The 20,767-nt window shown below is 74.5% G+C and carries 2 protein-coding genes; both read left to right on the top strand.

Going from position 1 to position 20,767, the window contains the following annotated elements; genetic code table 11:
• Nucleotides 1-161: 161 nt before the first annotated feature.
• Nucleotides 162-7,997 (top strand): amino acid adenylation domain-containing protein, encoded by a 7,836-nt coding sequence (locus ACFYO5_RS08125; protein ID WP_388705586.1) that lies wholly within the window; start codon nucleotides 162-164, stop codon nucleotides 7,995-7,997.
• Nucleotides 7,997-20,731 carry an amino acid adenylation domain-containing protein gene (locus ACFYO5_RS08120; protein ID WP_388705582.1) on the top strand — a complete coding sequence of 4,245 codons (12,735 nt, stop codon included), beginning with the start codon at nucleotides 7,997-7,999 and terminating at the stop codon, nucleotides 20,729-20,731. The genes ACFYO5_RS08125 and ACFYO5_RS08120 overlap by 1 nt, the downstream gene beginning before the upstream one ends.
• Nucleotides 20,732-20,767: the final 36 nt, after the last annotated feature.

Raw genomic sequence — 20,767 nt, 5'->3', positions numbered from 1 at the left:
CTACTGCCCGCGGGCCTGCTCGCCCCATTGACTCTGCGTACCTCCGTGTTAGGTTCGGGCCGTGCCCGGACAGCGGGAACACCGGTATGCACAACAACCGTTTGCATTCTTCCCGCCGACATATGGAAATCAGGCGGCGCTACGCAACCGGAGGCTGAAGATTGTCTGGTCGTGAGCCCGATGGTGCGATTCTGCCCCTGTCGGCCGCACAGCGTGAGATCTGGTTCGCCGAGCAGCGCCTGGAATCGACGAACAGCGTCTACCGGGTCGGGGAATACGTGCGGATCGACGGCCCGCTCGATGCCGCGCTGTTCGAGAGGGCGCTGCGGCAGACGGTCGGCGAGGCCGACGCGCTGCACGCCCGGTTCGCCGAATCCGGCGACGACGCCCGGCAGACCGTACGGCACGTGACGGACTGGCCGCTGCCGTATGTCGACGTGGGCGGCGGGCCCGACGCGTCGGCGGCGGCGACGGCGTGGATGGAGCGGGACATCCGCAGGCCGATGGAGCTCGCGCGCGGGCCGCTGTTCCGGCACGCGCTGATCGGTCTCGGCCCGGACCGCCACATCTGGTACCACAGTTACCACCACATCGTCATGGACGCCTTCGGCGCGCAGCTCGTCGCCCGGCGGGTGGCGGCGGTCTACACCGCGCTCGCCGAGGGGCGGCCGTGCGGGGCGTCGCCCTTCGGTTCCCTGCGCCGGCTGGTCCACAGCGACACCGTCTACCGCTCCTCCGAACAGTTCACCCGGGACCGGGCGTTCTGGACGGACCTGTTCGCCGACCGGCCGCAGACGTCCCGGCTGGTCGTGCCGTCGCGGACCACGCCGACGGAACTGCTGCGCGCCACCACCCGGATCAGCCAGGCCCGCCTGGAGCGCATCCGGGAGATCACGCGCCGGGCCAGGGTGCCCTGGTCGCAGCTCGCGATCGCCGCGGCCACGGCGTACACGCACCGGATGACGGGCGCCCGTGACGTGGTGGTGGGTCTGCCCGTCGCGGCGCGCACGGACGTCGTGGTGCGCCAGACCCCGGGCATGACCTCCAACGTCCTGCCGCTGCGGGTACCGGTGCGGCCGGGCCTGAGCGTCGCCGGGCTGGTGCGGGAGGTGAGCGACCGGGTCCGTGACGTCGTGGCCCACCAGCGGTACCGGGGTGAGGACCTGCACCGGGACATCGCGTCGCCGGACCGGGCGGCCGCCCGGTACGCGCCGCTGGTCAACGTCATGTCGTTCGACTACGACCTGCGGTTCGGCGAACTTCCCGCGACCGTGCACAACCTGTCCTCCGGCCTGGTGGGCGACCTGGCGATCGCCGTGTGGGACCGGCGGGACGGCTCCGGGCTCCAGGTCGACCTCACCGCTCACCCCGAGGTCTGCGACGCACAGGAGCTGACGGACCATCAGGACCGGTTCGTGTCCCTGCTGGAGGCGGTCACCGAGGTCGACCCGGACTCCCCCGTCGGCCGGATCGACCTGCTGACCGCGGCGGAGCGCCGCCGGCTCCTGCCGCCCCCGGCCGCGGCGGTCCCCGCGCGCCACGCCACCCTGCCGGAGTCGTTCGAGGCGCGGGTCCGTGCCACCCCCGACGCCCCCGCCGTCTCGCTCGGTGACACCCGGCTGTCCTACGCGGAGCTGAACTCCCGGGCGAACCGGCTCGCGCACCTGCTGACCGCCCGGGGGGCCGGGCCGGAGCGGATCGTCGCGGTGGCCCTGCCCCGGTCCGTCGAACTGGTCGTCGCCCTGCTCGCCGTCACCAAGACGGGCGCGGCCTACCTGCCGCTGGACCCGGCCTACCCGGAGTCGCGACTGGCGTTCATGCTGGCGGACGCCGCGCCGGTACTGGTGGTCACCGACCGGGACACCGCACCGTCGCTGCCGTCCGGCGCGAACACGCTCGTGCCGGACGAGACCGCCACCGCCGACCTGCTCGGAGCCCAGCCGACGGCCGATCCCGTCGACGCCGACCGGACCCACCCCCTCACGCCCGGCCATCCCGCGTACGTCATCTACACCTCGGGTTCCACCGGCCGGCCCAAGGGCGTCCTCGTCACCCACCACAACGTGGTCCGCCTGTTCGACGCCACCCGGGAAGGGTTCGCCTTCGGCGAGCGGGACGTGTGGACCCTGTTCCACTCCGCCGCGTTCGACTTCTCCACCTGGGAGATCTGGGGCGCGCTGCTGCACGGGGGCCGCCTGGTCGTCGTGCCGTACGACGTCAGCCGGACACCGGCGAGGTTGCTGCGGCTGCTGGCCGACGAGGGGGTGACGGTGCTCAACCAGACGCCGTCCGCCTTCTACCAGCTGATGCGGGCCGACCGGGAGGATCCCGCGCGGGGGGACCGCCTGGCCCTGCGCACGGTCGTCTTCGGCGGTGAGGCGCTGCGCCCGGACCGGCTGCGCCCCTGGTACGAACGCCACCCCGACACCGCGCCGGCGCTGGTCAACATGTACGGCATCACGGAGACCACCGTGCACGTCACCCGGCTCGACCTGGACCGGGACCGGGCCGCCGCGGCGGAGGCGAGCGTCATCGGCACCGGCCTGAGCGACCTGCGCACCTACGTCCTGGACCCGGGTCTGCAACCCGTACCGCCCGGTGTCCCCGGCGAACTCCACGTGGCCGGAGCCGGGCTGGCCCGCGGCTATCTGGGCCGCCCGGGGCTGACCGCACAGCGCTTCGTCGCCGACCCCTACGGACCGGCCGGCAGCCGCATGTACCGCACCGGGGACGTGGCGCGCTGGAACGCCGACGGACTGCTGGAGTACCTGGGCCGGTCCGACGACCAGGTGAAGGTCCGCGGGTTCCGCATCGAGCCCGGCGAGATCGAGGCGGCCCTCGCCGAGCACGAAGGCGTCGCCCAGGTCGCCGTCCTGGTGCGCCGGGACCGGCTCGACGACGACCGGCTGATCGCCTACGTGGTACCGGCCGCGGGAGCCCTGGTGCGGCCGGACGACCTGCGCGCGTTCGTCCGCGAGCGGCTGCCGGAGCACATGGTGCCGGCCGCGGTGGTCCCGCTCGACCTGCTTCCCCTCACGCCCAACGGCAAGCTGGACCGGGCCGCGCTGCCCGCCGCGGGCCGGCCGTCGGCGCGCGGTCCGCAGCGCCCGGCCCGGACACCGCGCGAGCGGGTCCTGTGCGCACTGTTCGCCGAGGTCCTCGGCGTCGACGGGGTCGGGGCCGACGAGAACTTCTTCGACCTGGGCGGCCACTCGCTGCTCGCGACCCGGCTGACCGCGCGGCTGAGGACGACGTACGGCGTCGAACTCAGCCTGCGCACCCTGTTCGAGTCGGCCACGCCGGCCGCGATCGCCCGGCTGGTGGACGGCGCTGCGCCGGCCCGGCCGCCGCTCACCCGGCGCCCCCGCCCGGTGCCGCTGCCGCTGTCGTTCGCGCAGAAGCGGCTGTGGTTCCTGCACCAGCTGGACGGGCCCGACGCCACGTACAACACCCCGTTCGTGCTGCGGTTGACCGGAACGGTGGACCGGGCCGCGCTGCGCGCCGCCCTGGGCGACGTGGTGGCCCGGCACGACAGCCTGCGCACCGTCATCCGCGAGCGGGACGGCGACCCGTACCAGGTCGTGCTGCCCACGGTCCGGACACCGTTCACCGAGCGGGACGGTGACCCGGCGGAGCTGGCGGACCGGGTGGCCGAGGCGGCGCGCCGCCGGTTCGACCTCGCCGCCGAGCCGCCCGTGCGTGCCGAGTTGATCTCGCTCTCGGCCGACGAGCACGTCCTGCTGATCGTCCTGCACCACATCGCCGCGGACGGCTGGTCCATCGGCCCGCTCTCCCGCGACCTGGCGACCGCCTACGGCGCCCGCAGCCGGGGTGAACGGCCCGACCTGCCCGAACCGCCGGTGCGGTACGCCGACTACACCCTGTGGCAGCGCGACCTGCTCGGCGACCCGGAGGACGCCGACAGTGTGTTCGCCGCCCAGGTCGCGTACTGGACGCGGCAACTGGCGGGCCTGCCGGACCGCCTCGACCTGCCCACCGACCGCCCGCGGCCCGCCATCGCTTCGCACCGCGGCGACCACCTCGCCGCCGAACTCGGCGCGGACCTGCACCGGCGGCTGCTGGAGACGGCCCGGAAAGCCAACGCCAGCCTGTTCATGGTGCTCGTGGCAGGCCTGGCGGCCCTGCTGTCACGGCTCGGTGCCGGCGAGGACATCCCCGTCGGCACCCCGATCGCCGGCCGCACCGACCAGGCCCTGGACGACCTGGTGGGCCTCTTCGTCAACACCCAGGTGATCCGCACCGACACCTCCGGCAACCCGTCGTTCACCGAACTCGTGGCCAGGGTGCGGGAGGCGGCGCTGGCCGCCCACGCCCACCAGGACGTCCCGTTCGAGCATCTGGTCGACGTCCTCGCCCCCTCACGTTCGCTGGCCCACCATCCGCTCTTCCAGGTCGTGCTGGCGCTCCAGAACGCCGGCGACGTCTCCTTCGAGCTGCCCGGACTCCAGGTGCGCTCGGAACTGGGCCGCACCGGCACCGCCAAGTTCGACCTGTTCCTCAGCCTCACCGAGGAGTACGACGGCGACGGGCGGCCCGCCGGGGTCCACGGGCTCGTGGAGTACGCCGACGACCTGTTCGACCCGGAGTCGGTCCGGACGCTGTGGGACCGCTGGGTACGGCTGCTCGACGCCGCGGTCACCGCCCCCGACACCCCCGTCACGGACATCGGCCTGCTGACCCCGGCACAACGGCGGCGGATGCTCCGTCAGGGCACCGGTGCCGGCCATCCCGTGCCGGAGCTGACCCTGCCGGCGCTGTTCGAGGCGCTCGTCGCGGCCGATCCTGACGCGACGGCGCTGGTCGCCGGAGACACCGAGCTGACCCGCGCCGCCCTGAACGCCCGGGCCAACCGGCTCGCCCACGCGCTGCGGGCCCGCGGCGTACGACGGGGCGACGCCGTCGCCGTGCGCCTGGACCGGTCCGTCGACGCGGTGGTGGCCATCCTGGCGGTCCTCAAGGCGGGAGGCACCTATGTGCCGCTGGACCTCCGGCACCCCGCGGCGCGGACCGGGCTGATCCTGCGCGACACCGGCGCCGCCCTGCTCGTCACCAGCATGGACGCGCCCCCGTTCGACGGCGTCCCCCGCCTCGCACTCGACGACCCGGCCACGGTCGCCGAGCTGGCGGCCGGACCGGCGGCGGATCTCCGCATCCCGGCGTCACCCGCCGACGCCGCCTACGTCATGTACACCTCGGGTTCGACGGGGCGGCCCAAGGGGATCGTCGTCACCCACGCGAACGTCGCCGCGCTCGCCTCGGACCCCTGCTGGTCGGACGCCGCGCACGACCGCGTGCTGCTCCACTCGCCACTGGCGTTCGACGCCTCCACCTACGAGCTGTGGGTGCCGCTGCTGCGCGGCGGTCGGACGGTGGTGGCGCCGGCCGGCGACCTCGACGTTCCCACGCTGGCCGGGCTGATCACGGGCTCGGCGGTGACCGGGCTGTGGCTGACCGCCGCGCTGTTCGACGTGATGGCCGAGCACGACCCCGGCTGCTTCGCGGGGGTCCGGCAGGTGTGGGCGGGGGGCGAGGCGCTGTCCGCGACCGCGGTCGGCCGGGTGCTGGCCGCCTGCCCCGGGACGGTGGTGGTCAACGGCTACGGCCCGACGGAGACCACCACCTTCGCCACCTGCCAGCCGACGCGCGCCCCGGCACCGAACGCCCCGACCGTGCCCATCGGCCGGCCGCTGGCCGGTACCCGGACGTACGTCCTGGACGCCGGTCTGCACCCGGTGCCCGAGGGGGTCGTCGGCGAGCTGTACATCGCCGGTTCCGGGCTGGCCCGCGGCTATCTCGGACAGCCCGCGCTGACCTCGCGGCGGTTCGTCGCCGACCCGTTCGGCCCGCCCGGCGCCCGGATGTACCGCACCGGCGACCTGGCGCGCTGGAGCGGGGGAGGCGTCCTGGAGTTCGCGGGGCGCTCGGACGACCAGGTGAAGATCCGCGGGTTCCGGATCGAGCCGGGCGAGATCGAGGCGGTGCTCGCCGGGCATCCGGACGTGGTCCGCTCGGCCGTCCTGGTCCGCCCGGACCCCACCGGCGGTCCGCGGCTGGTGGCCTACGCGGTGACGGGCGCCGACCCGGCCGCGCTGCGGGCATACGCCGCCGAGCGGCTGCCCGGCTACATGGTCCCCTCCGCCTTCGTCCCGCTGCCCGAACTGCCCCTGACTCCCAACGGCAAGGTCGACCGGGCGGCCCTGCCCGAACCGGCCCTGCCCGTCGCCGACGAACGCCGGGAGCCCCGCACGCCCCGCGAGAAGCTGCTGTGCGAACTGGTCGCCCAGGTGCTCGGCCTGGACCCGGTCGGCCCGGACGACGACTTCTTCGCCCTCGGCGGCGACAGCATCCTGTCGATCCGGCTCGTCTCCCAGGCTCGCGCCGCGGGCCTGGACGCCGGCGTGCGGGACGTCTTCGAGCACCGTACGGCCGCGCGCCTGGCGGAGACCCTCGGCGACCTGACGGCCCCGGCCCCGGCCGAGGACGGCGGATCCGGCGACGGGCCGGTCCCGCCGAGCCCGATCATGTGCTGGCTCCAGGACCGCGGCGGCCCGATCGACCGGTTCTCCCAGTCCCTGCTGCTGCGGACACCGGACCGCCTGGACCGGGAACGCCTCACCGCCGCCGTCGCCACGCTGACCGGCCATCACGCCGCGCTGCGCGCCCGCCTGACGCAGGGCCCGGAGGCGGAGCGCTGGGCCCTGGAGATCCGCCCCGAGGACACCGTCGACCCGGCCGACCTGGTCGAGGTGGTCGACGTGCCGGAGCCCTCCGCCGACGTGCTGCGGACCGTGATCGAGCGGGAGGCCGAGGCCGCGACGGGCCGGCTCTCCCCCCGGGACGGGCGGATGGCCCAGTTCGTCTGGTTCGACACCGGGCCCGGCCGCGAGGGCCGACTGCTGATCGTGATCCACCACCTCGTGGTCGACGGGGTGTCCTGGCGCATCCTGGTGCCGGACCTGCTGGCCGCGCTCACCGGGTCCCCGCCGCAGCCCGTCGGCACCTCCCTGCGCACCTGGTCCCACACCCTGCACACGCGGGCCCGGCAGCCCGAGGTGGTGGGCGAACTGGCCTGGTGGACACGGACGGTGCGGGAACCCGACCCCCTGCTGACCGTGCGCGCCCTGGACCCCGTACGGGACGTCACCGGCGGCGCCCGGCAGCTGACCACCACCCTGCCGCCCGATGTCACCGAGCCCCTGCTCACCAGCGTGCCGACCGCGTTCCACGCCGGGGTCCAGGACGTGCTGCTGGCCGCCCTGTCCCTGGCGCTGGGCCACTTCCGCCGCGAGCGCGGACGCGGCGAGGACAGCGCCGTCCTGATCGACGTGGAGGGACACGGCCGCGACGAGGACGACGGCGCTCTCGATCTGTCCCGCACCGTGGGCTGGTTCACCAGCCTGTATCCGGTCCGGCTTGATCCCGGCGCCCACGCGTGGGAGGACGTGACCGCCGGTGCGCCCGGCACCGGATCCGCGGTCAAGCGGGTCAAGGAGCAGATGCGCGCCGTCCCCGCGCACGGCAGGGGCTTCGGTCTGCTCCGTCATCTGAACGCCGCCACCGCGAAGGACCTGGCCGGGGCGGCCGTCCCGCAGATCGGCTTCAACTACGTGGGCAGGTTCCCGGCTCCCGGCACCCCGATCGTGCGGGAGCACCCCGGGTGGCGGGTGGCGGACGAGATCGGACTGGTCGGCGGCGCCGACGCCGCCCTCCCCCTGGCGCACGGCCTGGAGGTCAACGCGGTGGTCCGCGACCACCCGGACGGGCCGCGTCTGACGGCCTCCTGGAGCCGGGCCCCCGGGATGTGGCCCGAGCCCGAGGCGCGGGCCGTCGCGGAGTACTGGTTCCAGGCCCTGCGCGGCCTGGTGCGGCACGGTTCCCGGCAAGGGGTCGGCGGCTTCACGCCGTCCGACTTCCCGCTCGTCGGACTCGCTCAGCACGATGTCGAACAGCTCGAGGACATGTGGAGGACTCGGTAATGACCCGCGGCGATCTGGTCGACATCCTCCCGCTGACACCGATGCAGGAGGGCCTGCTCTTCCACGCCCTGTACGACGTGGACGGCCCCGACGTGTACATGGTGCAGCAGGTCTTCGACCTCACGGGTCCGCTGGAGGCGGAGCGGCTGCGCGCCGCGGCGCAGGCGCTGGTGGCCCGGCACCCCAATCTGCGCGCCGCCTTCCCGCAGGTGACGGACGGCCAGCCGGTGCAGGTGATCCCGGCCGAGGTGAGCGTGCCGTGGACCGAGGTGGACCTGAGCCGGCTGCCGGAGGCGCGAGCGCGCGAGGAGCTGGACCGGCTGGGGCGGGAGGACCACCGCCGCCGGTTCGACCTGGCGCGGCCCCCGTTGCTGCGGTTCACGCTGGTCCGGTTGGCGGCGGACCGGCACTGTCTGCTGCTGACCAGCCATCACATCCTGCTGGACGGCTGGTCGACGCCGATCGTGGTGCGGGAGCTGTTCACCCTGTACGCCGGTGGCGGGGACGCCGCCGCGCTGCCGCGGGTGACGCCGTTCCGGGACTACCTGGCCTGGCTGGGCCGGCAGGACCGGGTGGCGGCCGAGGAGGCATGGCGGCGGGAACTGGCCGGTGTGGACCAGGCGACCCGGCTGGCCCCGGCCGATCCGGCGCGTGTCCCCCGGCTGCCCGAACGGGTGGTGGCCGAGGCGTCCGAGGAACTGACCTCGGCGCTGCGGGCGCGGGCGCGGCGGCTCGGGGTCACGGTGAACACCCTGCTCCAGGCCGCGTGGGGGCTGGTGCTCAGCCGCACGACCGGACAGCGGGACGTGGTCTTCGGCGCCATCGTCTCCGGCCGCACCCCGCAGCTGCCCGGCGTCGAATCGATGGTGGGCCTGTTCATCAACATCGTCCCGGTGCGGGTGCGGATCGCGCCGGAGCGGTCGTTGGCGGAGCTGATCGGCGAGGTGCAGCGCAGCCAGTCCGCGCTGACCGCGCACCACCATGTGGGGTTGTCGGACATCCAGCGGGCGGCGGGTGTACCGGAGCTGTTCGACTCCATGATGGTGTTCGAGAACTATCCGTGGGACGGCCCCGCCCAGGACGTCGCCGCCGGGCTGGACGCCGAGGTGCGGGTCGCTCCGGCCCTGGAACGGGGCCGGGACGCCACCCACTATCCGCTCACCCTCGTCGCCGCGCCGGGCCGGCGGCTGTACCTGCGGCTGGACCACCGCGACGACCTCTTCGACCGGGCCACCGCCCAGGCGCTCCTGGACCGGCTGCGCCTGGTCCTCACCGCCGTGGCCGACGACCCGGGCACCCTCACCGGCCGGGTGGACGTCACCAGCGCCGAGGAACGCCGCCTGCTGCTGGAGACCTGGAACGACACCCGGCGCGACGGTGCGCTGCCGCTGCTGCCGGACTGGTTCCAGGCCCAGGTCGCCGCCACCCCGGACGCGCCCGCCGTCCGCTTCGGCGACGTCACCCTCTCGTACGCGGAACTGAACCGCCGCGCCAACCGGCTCGCGCACACCCTGATCCGGCGCGGTGTCGGACCGGAGAGCGTCGTCGCGCTCGCCCTGCACCGCTCGCCCACCCACATCGTCGCCATCCTGGCCGTCGTCAAGGCCGGTGCCGCCCATCTGCCGCTCGACCCCGACCACCCGGCCGCACGCATCCGGTACATGCTCGCGGACGCCCGCCCGGCCGTCCTGCTCACCACTGCGCGAACCAGGGCCGCGATACCCGAGGACGATCCGACGCCCGTACTGGTCCTGGACGATCCGCGCACCGCCGCCGTCATCGAGGACGGCCCGGACACCGACCCCTCCCCCGCCGGGCGGACGAACCCGCTGACGCTCGCGAGCCCGGCGTACGTCATCTACACGTCGGGGTCGACGGGCCGGCCCAAGGCGGTGCAGATGACCGGGCTGGGCGTGGCGAACATGCTGCGCTGGCACCACGACCAGCTCGGCGGCGGCCCCGGCACCCGCACCGCGCAGTTCACCGCGATCAGTTTCGACGTGTCCGTGCAGGAGGTCCTCTCCGCGCTGCTGTTCGGCAAGACGCTGGTGGTGCCCGACGAGGACACGCGCCGCGACCCCGGGCGCTTCGCTGCCTGGCTCACCGACCACCGGGTGGACGAGATCTTCGCCCCCAGCACCGTCCTGGAGTCCGTCGCCGAGGCGGCCACCGAGGCGGGCCTGCCCGTGGCGTCCCTGCGGCAGATCGCGCAGGCCGGCGAGGCGCTCACCCTCAGCCGGCGGCTGCGCGACTTCCACGAGCACGCCCCCCGCCGCCTGCACAACCACTACGGGCCCACCGAGGCACAGGTCCTCACCGCCCACACCCTGCCCGCCGACCCCGCCGGCTGGCCCGCCACCGCGCCCCTGGGCCGGCCCATCGACAACGTGCGCGTCTACCTCCTGGACGACGCCCTGCGCCCGGTGCCGCCCGGCGCCACCGGCGAGCTGTACACCAACACGGTCGGCCTGGCCCGCGGTTACCTCAACCGGCCCGCGCTGACCGCCCAGCGGTTCGTCGCCGACCCCTACGGCCGGCCCGGGGAGCGCATGTACCGCACCGGCGACCTCGCCCGCTGGACGCCGGACGGGCACCTGGAGTTCCTGGGCCGCGCCGACGACCAGCTGAAGATCCGCGGGTTCCGCATCGAGCCCGGCGAGATCGAGTCGGCGCTGACCGAACACGCCGACGTGGCGCAGGCCACCGTGCTCGCCCGGCAGGACCAGCCCGGCGACCGGCGGCTGGTCGCCTACGTGGTGCCGGTCGCGGACCGCGCTCCGGACCCGCACGACCTGCGCGGCTTCCTGCGGGACCGGCTGCCCGACTACATGGTCCCCGCTGCCGTCGTGCCCCTGGCCGCCCTCCCCCTCACCCCCAACGGCAAGCTCGACCGCGCCGCCCTGCCCGCGCCCGACCTCACCCGCGCCGGAACCGGCCGGGACCCGCACACCCCCCAGGAGCAGATCCTGTGCGATCTGTTCGCGCAGGTCCTGGGTCTGCCCCGGGTCGGAGCCGACGACGACTTCTTCGACCTCGGCGGCCACTCCCTGCTCGCCACCCGGCTCGCCGCCCGCGTCCGGGCCACCTTCGGCGCCAGGACCGACGTCCGCGCCGTCTTCGAGGCCCGCACCCCGGCCGCGCTGGCGCAGCGGCTGGACGACGGCGGCCCGGCCCGCCCGGCACTGACCCGGCGGGACCGCCCGGAGGCGCTGCCGCTGTCGTTCGCCCAGCGGCGCCTGTGGTTCCTGCACCAGCTGGAGGGGCCCAGCGCCACGTACAACATCCCGCTCGCGCTGCGCTTCACCGGCGCCCTCGACCACGCGGCCCTGCGGGCGGCCCTCGGTGACGTCGTCGCCCGCCACGAGAGCCTGCGCACCGTGTTCCCGGAGGCCGGCGGCGTCCCCACCCAGCGCGTCCTCGCCCCCGAGCGGGCCGTCCCGCCGCTGCCCGTCACCCGGGCCGCCGAGGAGGACCTGTCCGGCCTGCTCACGGCGGCGGCCCGGCACGCTTTCCTGCTGGACTCCGAGGGCCCGCTGCGGGCCGAGCTGTTCGCGCTCGCGCCCGACGAACACGTCCTGCTGCTCGTCCTGCACCACATCGCCGGCGACGGGTGGTCGCTGAGCCCGCTGGCGGCCGACCTGACCCGGGCCTACGCGGCCCGCGCCGAGGGGAGGGAACCCGGCTGGCGCGCTCTGCCCGTGCAGTACGCCGACTACACCCTCTGGCAGAACGACCTGCTCGGCGAGCAGGACGACGACGACAGTCTCCTGGCCCGGCAGGTCGCCCACTGGCGGACCACGCTGGAGGGGCTGCCCGAGCAGGTGACCCTGCCGGGCGACCGGCCGCGCCCGGTGGCCGCGTCCTACGCCGGCGACTACGTAGAGGTGGAGCTGGACGCGGACCTGCACCGCGCCCTCGCCGAGCTGGCCCGGCGCAACGGCACCACGGTGTTCATGGTGCTCCAGGCCGGTCTCGCCGCGTTGATGACGCGGATGGGGTGCGGCACGGACATCCCGATCGGCAGCCCGATCGCCGGGCGCACCGACCAGGCCATGGACGATCTCGTCGGGTTCTTCGTCAACACCCTGGTGCTGCGCACCGACACCTCCGGCGACCCGACGTTCACACAGGTGCTGAGGCGGGTGCGGGAGACGGCCCTGAACGCGTACGCCCACCAGGACGTGCCGTTCGAGTACCTGGTGGAGGTGCTCAATCCGGCCCGCTCGCTGGCCCATCATCCGCTGTTCCAGGTGATGCTGGCGCTGCAGAACGCCCCGGAGGGCCGGTTCGCGCTGCCCGGCCTGGAGGTGGCCGTCTCCCAGGCGCGGACCGGCACCGCGAAGTTCGACCTGTTCTTCAGCCTCGTGGAGCGCAGGACGGACGACGGGACACCGGACGGCATCCAGGGCGCGGTGGAGTACTCGAGCGACCTGTACGAACCGGCCACGGTCCGGGCCCTGTTCGCACGCTGGCGGCGGCTGCTGACCGCCGTCGTGGACACCCCGGACCGGCCGATCGCGGACGTCGACGTGCTGACGCCCGCCGAACGGGAGCGGGTCCTGCGCGCGTGGAACGACACCGCGGTGCCGGTCGCGCCGGAGCCGCTGCCGCGGCTGCTGGAGGAGCGGGCGGCGGCGACGCCCGACGCCGTCGCCGTGGTGGCCGACGGCGCCGAGCTGACCTACCGCGAGCTGGACGAGCGGGCGAACCGGCTGGCCGCTCGGATCCTGGCGCACGGCGGCGGGCCGGGCACGGTGGTCGCCCTCGCGCTGCCGCGCACGCGGCTCCTGCCCGTCGCACTGCTGGCGGTGCTGAAGACCGGCGCGGCCTATCTGCCCCTGGACACCGCCTACCCGGCGTCCCGGCTGGAGTTCATGCTGCGCGACGCCCGGCCCGCGGTGCTGCTGACCACCGGGTCCACCGGCAAGCTGGTGCCCGACGTCGGGGAGCTGCCGCGGATCACGCTGGACGACCCGCCGGCCGAGGACGCATCGTGGGCGGGGGCGGAGGCCCCGCCGCAGGTGCGGATCGTGCCCCAGCAACCCGCGTACGTCCTGTACACCTCCGGGTCGACCGGCGTCCCCAAGGGTGTGGTCGTGCCACACGAGGCGCTGGTCAACTTCCTGCACGCGATGGGCCGGCTGGTACCCCTCACCCCCGAGGACCGGCTGTTGGCCGTCACCACGGTGTCGTTCGACATCGCGGCCCTGGAGATCTGGCTGCCGCTGCTGCGGGGCGCCCGGGTCGTCCTCGCCCCGCCCGACGTGGTGCGGCAGCCGTCGGCGCTGTTGGAGTGGGTGTCCGCGCAGGGCGTCACCGTCATGCAGGCGACTCCGTCGCTGTGGCAGACGCTGGTGGCGCACGATCCGGCGCCGCTGCGCGGGCTGCGTGTCCTCACCGGTGGCGAGGCGCTGCCCGAGCGGCTCGCCGCGACCCTGGCCGGGCTGGGCGAGGTGCTGAACCTGTACGGGCCGACCGAGACGACGATCTGGTCGACCGCGAGCCGGGAGACGGGCGGGCGGCCCCCGCTGATCGGCACGCCGATCGACAACACGCGGGCGTTCGTGCTCGACGCGCGGCTGCGGCCCGTGCCGCCCGGTGTCGTCGGCGACCTGTATCTCGCCGGGACCGGTCTGGCCCACGGCTACCTGCGCCGGGCCGGTCTGACGGCCTCCCGTTTCGTGGCCTGCCGGCACGGGGCGCCGGGCGAGCGGATGTACCGCACCGGTGATCTGGCCCGGTGGACCGGGGCCGGGCAGCTGGAGTTCCTCGGCCGCGCCGACGACCAGGTCAAGCTCCGCGGCTTCCGGATCGAGCTGGGCGAGATCGAGCGCGCCCTCGACGGGCAGCCCGGGGTGCGGCAGGCCGCCGTCGCCGTGCGCGAGGACCGGCCGGGCGACCGGCGGCTGGTGGCCTACGTCGTGCCCGGCGACGCCCCGGACGGGCGGGAACAGGGCGCGGAGCAGCACCAGTTGGAGGACTGGCGGGTGCTGTACGACTCGGTGTACGCCGGGGCCGCCAAGGCGCCGTTCGGCGAGGACTTCGCCAGCTGGAACAGCAGCTACACCGGCGAGCCCCTGCCGCTGCCCGAGATGCGGGAGTGGCGGGCGGCCACGGTGCGGCGGATTCTCGACCTGAGGCCGCGCCGCGTGCTGGAACTCGGCGTGGGCACCGGCCTGCTGCTGTCCCGGATCGCGCCGCACTGCGCGGAGTACTGGGGCACGGACTTCTCCGAGCACGTCATCGGCGAACTCGGGCGGCACGTGGCGGCCGACGAGACGCTGCGGGAGCGGGTCACGCTGCGGGTGCAGGCGGCGCACGATCCGAGCGGGCTGCCCACCGGGCACTTCGACACGATCGTGGTGAACTCCGTCGTCCAGTACTTCCCCAGCGCCGACCATCTGGCCGAGGTCCTCACCACGGCGGCACGCCTGCTGGCGCCCGGCGGCACGCTGTTCGTCGGTGACGTGCGCAACGTACGGCTGCTGCGGGCGCTGAAGGCCGGCGTACAGGCCCACCGGATGTCCGGACCGCCGGACCTCGCCGTGCTGCGCCGGGAGGTCGAGCACGACCTGATGACCGAGAAGGAACTTCTTGTCGACCCCGACTTCTTCGCCGCGGTCGCCGAACGCCTGCCGGACATCGGCGCGGTGGGCGTGTCGCTGAAGGAGGGTTCCTACGACAACGAGCTGAGCCGGTACCGCTACGACGTGACGCTGCACCACCGTGACGCGCGGACGACCGACGTCCGGGACGCCCCCGCGGTGCCCTGGGACGGCCTCGGGAACTTGGCGGCCCTGCGCGCCCGGCTGAGCGAGCGGCGGCCGGAGCGGCTGCGGCTGACGGGGGTCCCCCACGACCGTGTCGCGGCCGAGCTGGCCCTGGCCGAGGCGATCCGCACCGGCGACGGCCCGGTGGTGCCCGCGCCGGCCGTGGATCTGGCGGACCTGCACCGGCTGGGTGCGGAGCTGGGCTACCGCACGGCGGCGGCCTGGTCGTCGCATCCGCGCCTGGTCGACTTCGTCCTGGCCCGCGGGGACGCCCCCCTCACCGGGACCTGTCCGCCGGTGTCCCCTCCCGGTCCGCGCACCGCGCTGTCGGCTCTCACCAACGACCCGATGGTGCCGCGTACCAGCGGCGCGCTGATGACGCGGCTGCGCCGGCACGTGGAGCGGACCCTGCCGGCCTCGATGGTGCCCAGCGCCTTCGTGCCGATCAGCGCGCTGCCACTGACCGCCAACGGCAAGCTGGACCGGGCCGCGCTGCCGACGCCGGTGCTGACCGCGGGCGGCACCGGACGCGATCCGCGCACCCCGCAGGAGCAGATCGTCTGCGACCTGTTCGCGCAGGTTCTGGGCCTGCCCCGGGTGGGTGCCGACGACAACTTCTTCGAGCTGGGCGGACACTCGCTGCTCGCCACCCGGCTGATCGCCGCGATCCGCGCCACGTTCGGCGTGGAACTGGCCCTGCGGGCGCTGTTCGAGAACGCCACCCCCGCGGCGGTGGCCGCACGGCTGGACACCGCCGCGCCGGGCCGGCTGCGGCTCGAGCGCCGCACGCGGCCGCGGCGGCTGCCGTTGTCCTTCGCCCAGCGCAGGCTGTGGTTCATCCACAAGATGGAGGGGCCCGGCGCGACGTACAACATCCCGCTCGCGCTGCGGCTGACCGGGGCGCTGGACCGGGCCGCGCTGCGGGCGGCCCTCGCCGACGTGGTGACCCGCCACGAGAGCCTGCGCACGGTGTTCCCGGAGAGCGCCGGGGTGCCGTGGCAGCGGGTGCTGGACCCGGCGGAGGCGGCGCCGGCGGTGGAGGTGGTGACCACCGACCGGGACGGCCTGTCCGCGCGGCTGGACGCCGCCGCCCGGCAGGGTTTCGACCTGGCCGCCGAACCGCCGCTGCGGGTAAGGCTGTTCGCGCTGTCCGCCGAGGAGCACGTGCTGCTCCTGGTGGTCCACCACATCGCCGGTGACGGCTGGTCCCTGAACCCGCTGGCCCGCGACCTCGCGCAGGCGTACGAGGCGCGGTGCCGCGGCGAGGCCCCGTCATGGGCGGCGCTGCCGGTGCAGTACGCCGACTACACGCTGTGGCAGAACGACCTGCTGGGCGACCGGGGCGACGCGGACAGCCTCTTCGCCACACAGCTGGAGTACTGGGTGCGGCGGCTGCGTGCCCTGCCGGAGGAGCTGCGGCTGCCCACCGACCGCCCGCGGCCCGCCGTGTCCTCCTACCGGGGCGACTACGTCAGGGTCGGCATCGGTGCGGAGCTGCACCAGCGGATGACGGAACTGGCCCGGGAGTCCGGCTCGACGGTGTTCATAGTGCTCCAGGCGGGGCTGGCGGCGCTGCTGTCGCGGCTGAGCGGCAGCACGGACATCCCGATCGGCAGCCCGATCGCCGGGCGGACCGATCAGGAACTGGACGACCTGGTGGGCTTCTTCGTCAACACGCTGGTGCTGCGCACCGACACCTCGGGGCGGCCCAGCTTCCGGGAGCTGATCGCCCGGGTGCGCGACACCGCGCTGGGCGCGTACGCCCATCAGGACGTGCCGTTCGAGTACCTGGTGGAGAGGGTCAACCCGCCGCGCTCGCTCGGCCGGCACCCGCTCTTCCAGACGATGCTGGCCCTCCAGAACGCGCCGGCCGGCTCCTTCCAGCTGCCCGGGCTGCGCGTCGACATCGCGCCGGGGCGTACGGGTTCCTCGAAGTTCGACCTGTTCTTCAGCCTGTCCGAGCACCTGGACGGCACGGGCCGCGCACAGGGCATCAGCGGTGTCGTCGAGTACGCGAGCGACCTGTACGACGCCGGCACGGTGACCGACCTGTTCGACCGCTGGGTACGGCTGCTGACGTCCCTGGTGGCGGCGCCGCACCGGGCGATCGGTTCGGTCGATCTGCTCACCGCGCGGGAGAGCCTGCTGCTGGAGCGGCACAACGACACCGACCGGCCGACGGTCGAGGCCGGTCTGCCGGAGCTGTTCGACGCCCGGGCGGCCGAGCATCCGGACGCACCGGCCCTGGTGCACGGCGAGCGGGAGATCGGTTACGGGACGCTGCGCGACGCCGCCGAGGAGGTGGCGGCGGCGCTGGCGCGCCGCGGTGTGCGCCGGGCGAGCACGGTGGCGCTGCTCATGCCGCGCTCTCCCGGCATGGTCGCCGCCGTCCTCGGCATCCTGCGGGCGGGCGCCGCCTACGTGCCGCTCGACCCGCGCTATCCGGCGGCGCGGGCGCGGACGGTGATGGCCGAGACGGGGGCCCGGGTTCTGATCACCGACCGGGCTCCGGCACCGGAGTCGCTTCCCGAGGGCACCGTGGTCGTCCGCGTCGGCACCGACCTCGGAGAGGGTTTCGTCCCGGAGCGGGACGCGGGCCTGCCGGCCCCGGCCGAGCGACCGGGTCCGGACGATCTGGCGTACATCATGTACACCTCCGGCTCCACCGGCAGCCCCAAGGGCATCGCCGTCACCCACCGGAACGTGGCCGAGCTGGCGGCCGACCCGCGCTGGCGCACCGGGGCCCAGCTGCGGGTGGCGGTGCACTCCTCGCCGGCGTTCGACGCGTCGACGTACGAGCTGTGGGTGCCGTTGCTCACCGGCGGCACGCTCGTGATCGGCCCGGACGGCGATCTCGACCTGCACGCGCTCGCCGACACGATCGTGCGGCAGCGGGTCACCGGCCTGTGGCTGACGAGTTCCCTGTTCACCCTGGTCGCGGAGACCATGCCCGAGTGCCTGGCCGGGGTCCGGCAGGTGTGGACGGGCGGTGAGGCGGTGTCCCCGCACGCGGTGCGCACGGTGCGGGCGAGCTGCCCCGGCCTGGTCGTCGTCAACGGGTACGGGCCGACCGAGACGACCACCTTCGCCGCGAGCTGGCCGGTCGACGCGCTGCCCGCCGACGCCACGTCCGTGCCGATCGGACGCCCGATGGCCAACACCCGGCTGTACGTGCTGGACACCGATCTGCGCCCGGTCCCGCCCGGGGTGGTCGGCGAGCTGTACATCGCCGGCACCGGTCTCGCGCGCGGCTATGCGGGCCGGCCCGGCATGACCGCGTGGCGGTTCGTCGCCGACCCGTTCGGCAAGCCGGGCGCGCGCATGTACCGGACCGGGGACCTGGTGCGGTGGACGGCGCAGGGCGCGCTGGACTACGTCGGGCGCGGGGACGACCAGGTCAAGCTGCGCGGATTCCGCGTGGAGCCGGGCGAGGTGGAGAGCGTGCTGCTGCGCCATCCGGGGGTGGGGCAGGCGGCGGTGCTGGTCCGCGAGGACCGGCCGGCCGACCCGCGCCTGGTGGCCTACGTGGTCGCCGACCCGGAGGCCGCGGGCCACGACGAGACGGCCGAGCAGGACCAGGTCCAGGCGTGGCGGGGAATCTACGAGTCCCTGTACGCCGCGCCGACGGCCGCGTTCGGCGAGGACTTCTCGGGCTGGAACAGCAGCTACGACTCCGCGCCCATCGCGCTGGAGCAGATGCGTGAATGGCGTCGGGAGACGGTCGCCCGGATCCGGCGGCTGCGGCCGCGCCGGGTGCTGGAGATCGGCGCCGGTACCGGCCTGCTGCTGTCGCGGCTCGCCCGGGACACGCAGGAGTACTGGGCGACGGACTTCTCGCCGTCGGTCGTCGAGACGCTGCGCGCCCATGTGGGGCGCGATCCGGAGCTGCGGGACCGGGTGCGGCTGCGGGTCCTGGCCGCGCACGACACCGGGGAGCTGCCGGAAGGGCACTTCGACACCGTGGTGCTCAACTCGATCGTGCAGTACTTCCCGAGCGCCGAGTACCTGGTGGGAGTCGTCGAGTCCGCCCTGCGGCTGCTGGCCCCGGGGGGCGCGCTGTTCGTCGGCGATGTGCGCAACCTGCGTCTGCACCGCATGCTCACCTCCGCGGCGCTGGCCCGCAGGGTGCACGACCGGCACGACCGCGCCAGTCTGCGCCGGGCCGTCGAACGCGCTCTGGTGATGGAGAAGGAACTCCTCGTCGCACCGGAGCTGTTCACCGTGCTGGGCGAGCACCTGGACGCGCTCGGGAGTGCCCGGGTCGAGGTGAAGGAGGGCGCTTCGGCCAACGAGCTGACGCGGTACCGCTACGACGTCACGCTCTTCAAGCACGGCGGTACGCCGCTCACCTCGGCGCGCGATGTGCCCGTCGTCGGGTGGGACGACGCGACGGGGCTGGCCGGGCTGGAGGAATCGCTCCGCCGGTCGCGGTCGCCGCTGCGGGTCACCGGGGTGCCGAACGAGCGGCTCGTCGAGGACGCGGCCGTCGCGGCGGCGATCCACGAACACGATCCCGAGGTGCCGGCGGACGCACCGCCGCTCACGGCCGTGCACGACCTGGCCGGCCGGCTCGGGCTCGCCGCGCACGTGACGTGGTCGGCCGATCCCTGCCGTCTGGACGTGGTGTTCACCGAGCCGGACGTCCCCGGCCCGGTGGTCGACCTGCACCGGCCCGGGTCCCCGCCGGACGCCGGCGCTCCGCTGACCCGCTGGGTGCGGGCGCCACTGACGGCGCGAGCGGCGGGCGCGCTGGTGGGGAGTGTGCTCGATCATGCCCGTCGGCACCTGCCGGAGTACATGGTGCCCAGCGCGGTGGTGCCGCTCAGCCGGCTGCCGCTGACGGGGAACGGCAAGCTGGACCGTTCGGCGCTGCCCGCGCCGGACCTCGACGCGGGCTCCGACGGCCGCGCTCCCCGGCTGCCGCAGGAGGAGCTGATGTGCGCGTTGTTCGCCGAGGTGCTCGGCCTGCCCCGGGTCCGGGTCGACGACGACTTCTTCCAGTTGGGCGGCCACTCGCTGCTGGCGGCCCGGCTCAAGGCCCGCATCCGCGCGGCCTTCGGCGTCGAGGTCGGACTGCGGGCGCTGTTCGAGACGCCGACTCCGGCCGGCATGGCGGGCCGCCTCCAGGCCGGTGACGCGGGCGACGGCTACGAGGTGATGCTGCCGCTGCGCCCGCGGGGTCGGCGCGAGGCGCTGTTCTGCGTCCATCCCGGCGGCGGAATCAGCTGGTCGTACGCCGGTCTGCTGAAGCATCTCGACCCCGAGCGGCCGGTCTACGGGCTCCAGGCGCGCGGTCTGGGCCGGCCGGAGCCCCGTCCGGACACGCTGGAGGCGATGGCGGTCGACTACGCCGACGAGATCCAGCGGGTGCAGCCGTCGGGCCCCTATCACCTGCTCGGCTGGTCCTTCGGCGGGCTGGCGGCCTACGCGGTGGCCGTGGAGTTGCAGCGGCGCGGGGAGCGCGTGGGCGTGCTCGCCGTCCTGGACGTCTGCCCGGGCTGGAAGGGGCTCACCCATGACGACGTCCCGGAGCTGTACGAGGACGATCTGCACGACCATCTCAGCTATCTCGTGGGGCTCGTCGACGAGTCGTTCGCCCTCGGCGAGGGGGAACGGCTGACGTTCGAGCGCACCAGGGAGATCCTGCGGCAGCGGGGCAGCGCGCTGGCGAACCTCGGCGAGGAGCAGCTGCGGGCGATCATGGACATCTCCGCCAACAACACGCGTCTGCTCATCGATTACGTTCCCGAGCGTCTGAGCGGCGACCTCCTGCTGCTGACCGCCGCCGACCAGCAGGAGCCGGCGCAGACGTACCGGGCGTGGCTGCCCCATGTGGAGGGGCGCGTCGAGCGGCACGATCTGCCGGGCGAGCACGGCACCCTGCTGAACCGGGAGGTCTCCCTGGAGGCGATCGGCCGGCTGGTCGGGGAGAGTATCGCCGCCCACGCCGACGGCCGGGACTGACCGCTGCCGCCGCGCGGGCCTGCGCCCGCAGCTCCT

The sequence above is a fragment of the Streptomyces sp. NPDC006259 genome (assembly GCF_042870975.1).
In the GTDB taxonomy this organism is placed as follows: Bacteria; Actinomycetota; Actinomycetes; order Streptomycetales; family Streptomycetaceae; genus Streptomyces.
Note: the sequence above shows the minus strand (reverse complement) of the source record. Positions and strands in the feature narration are given on the sequence as shown.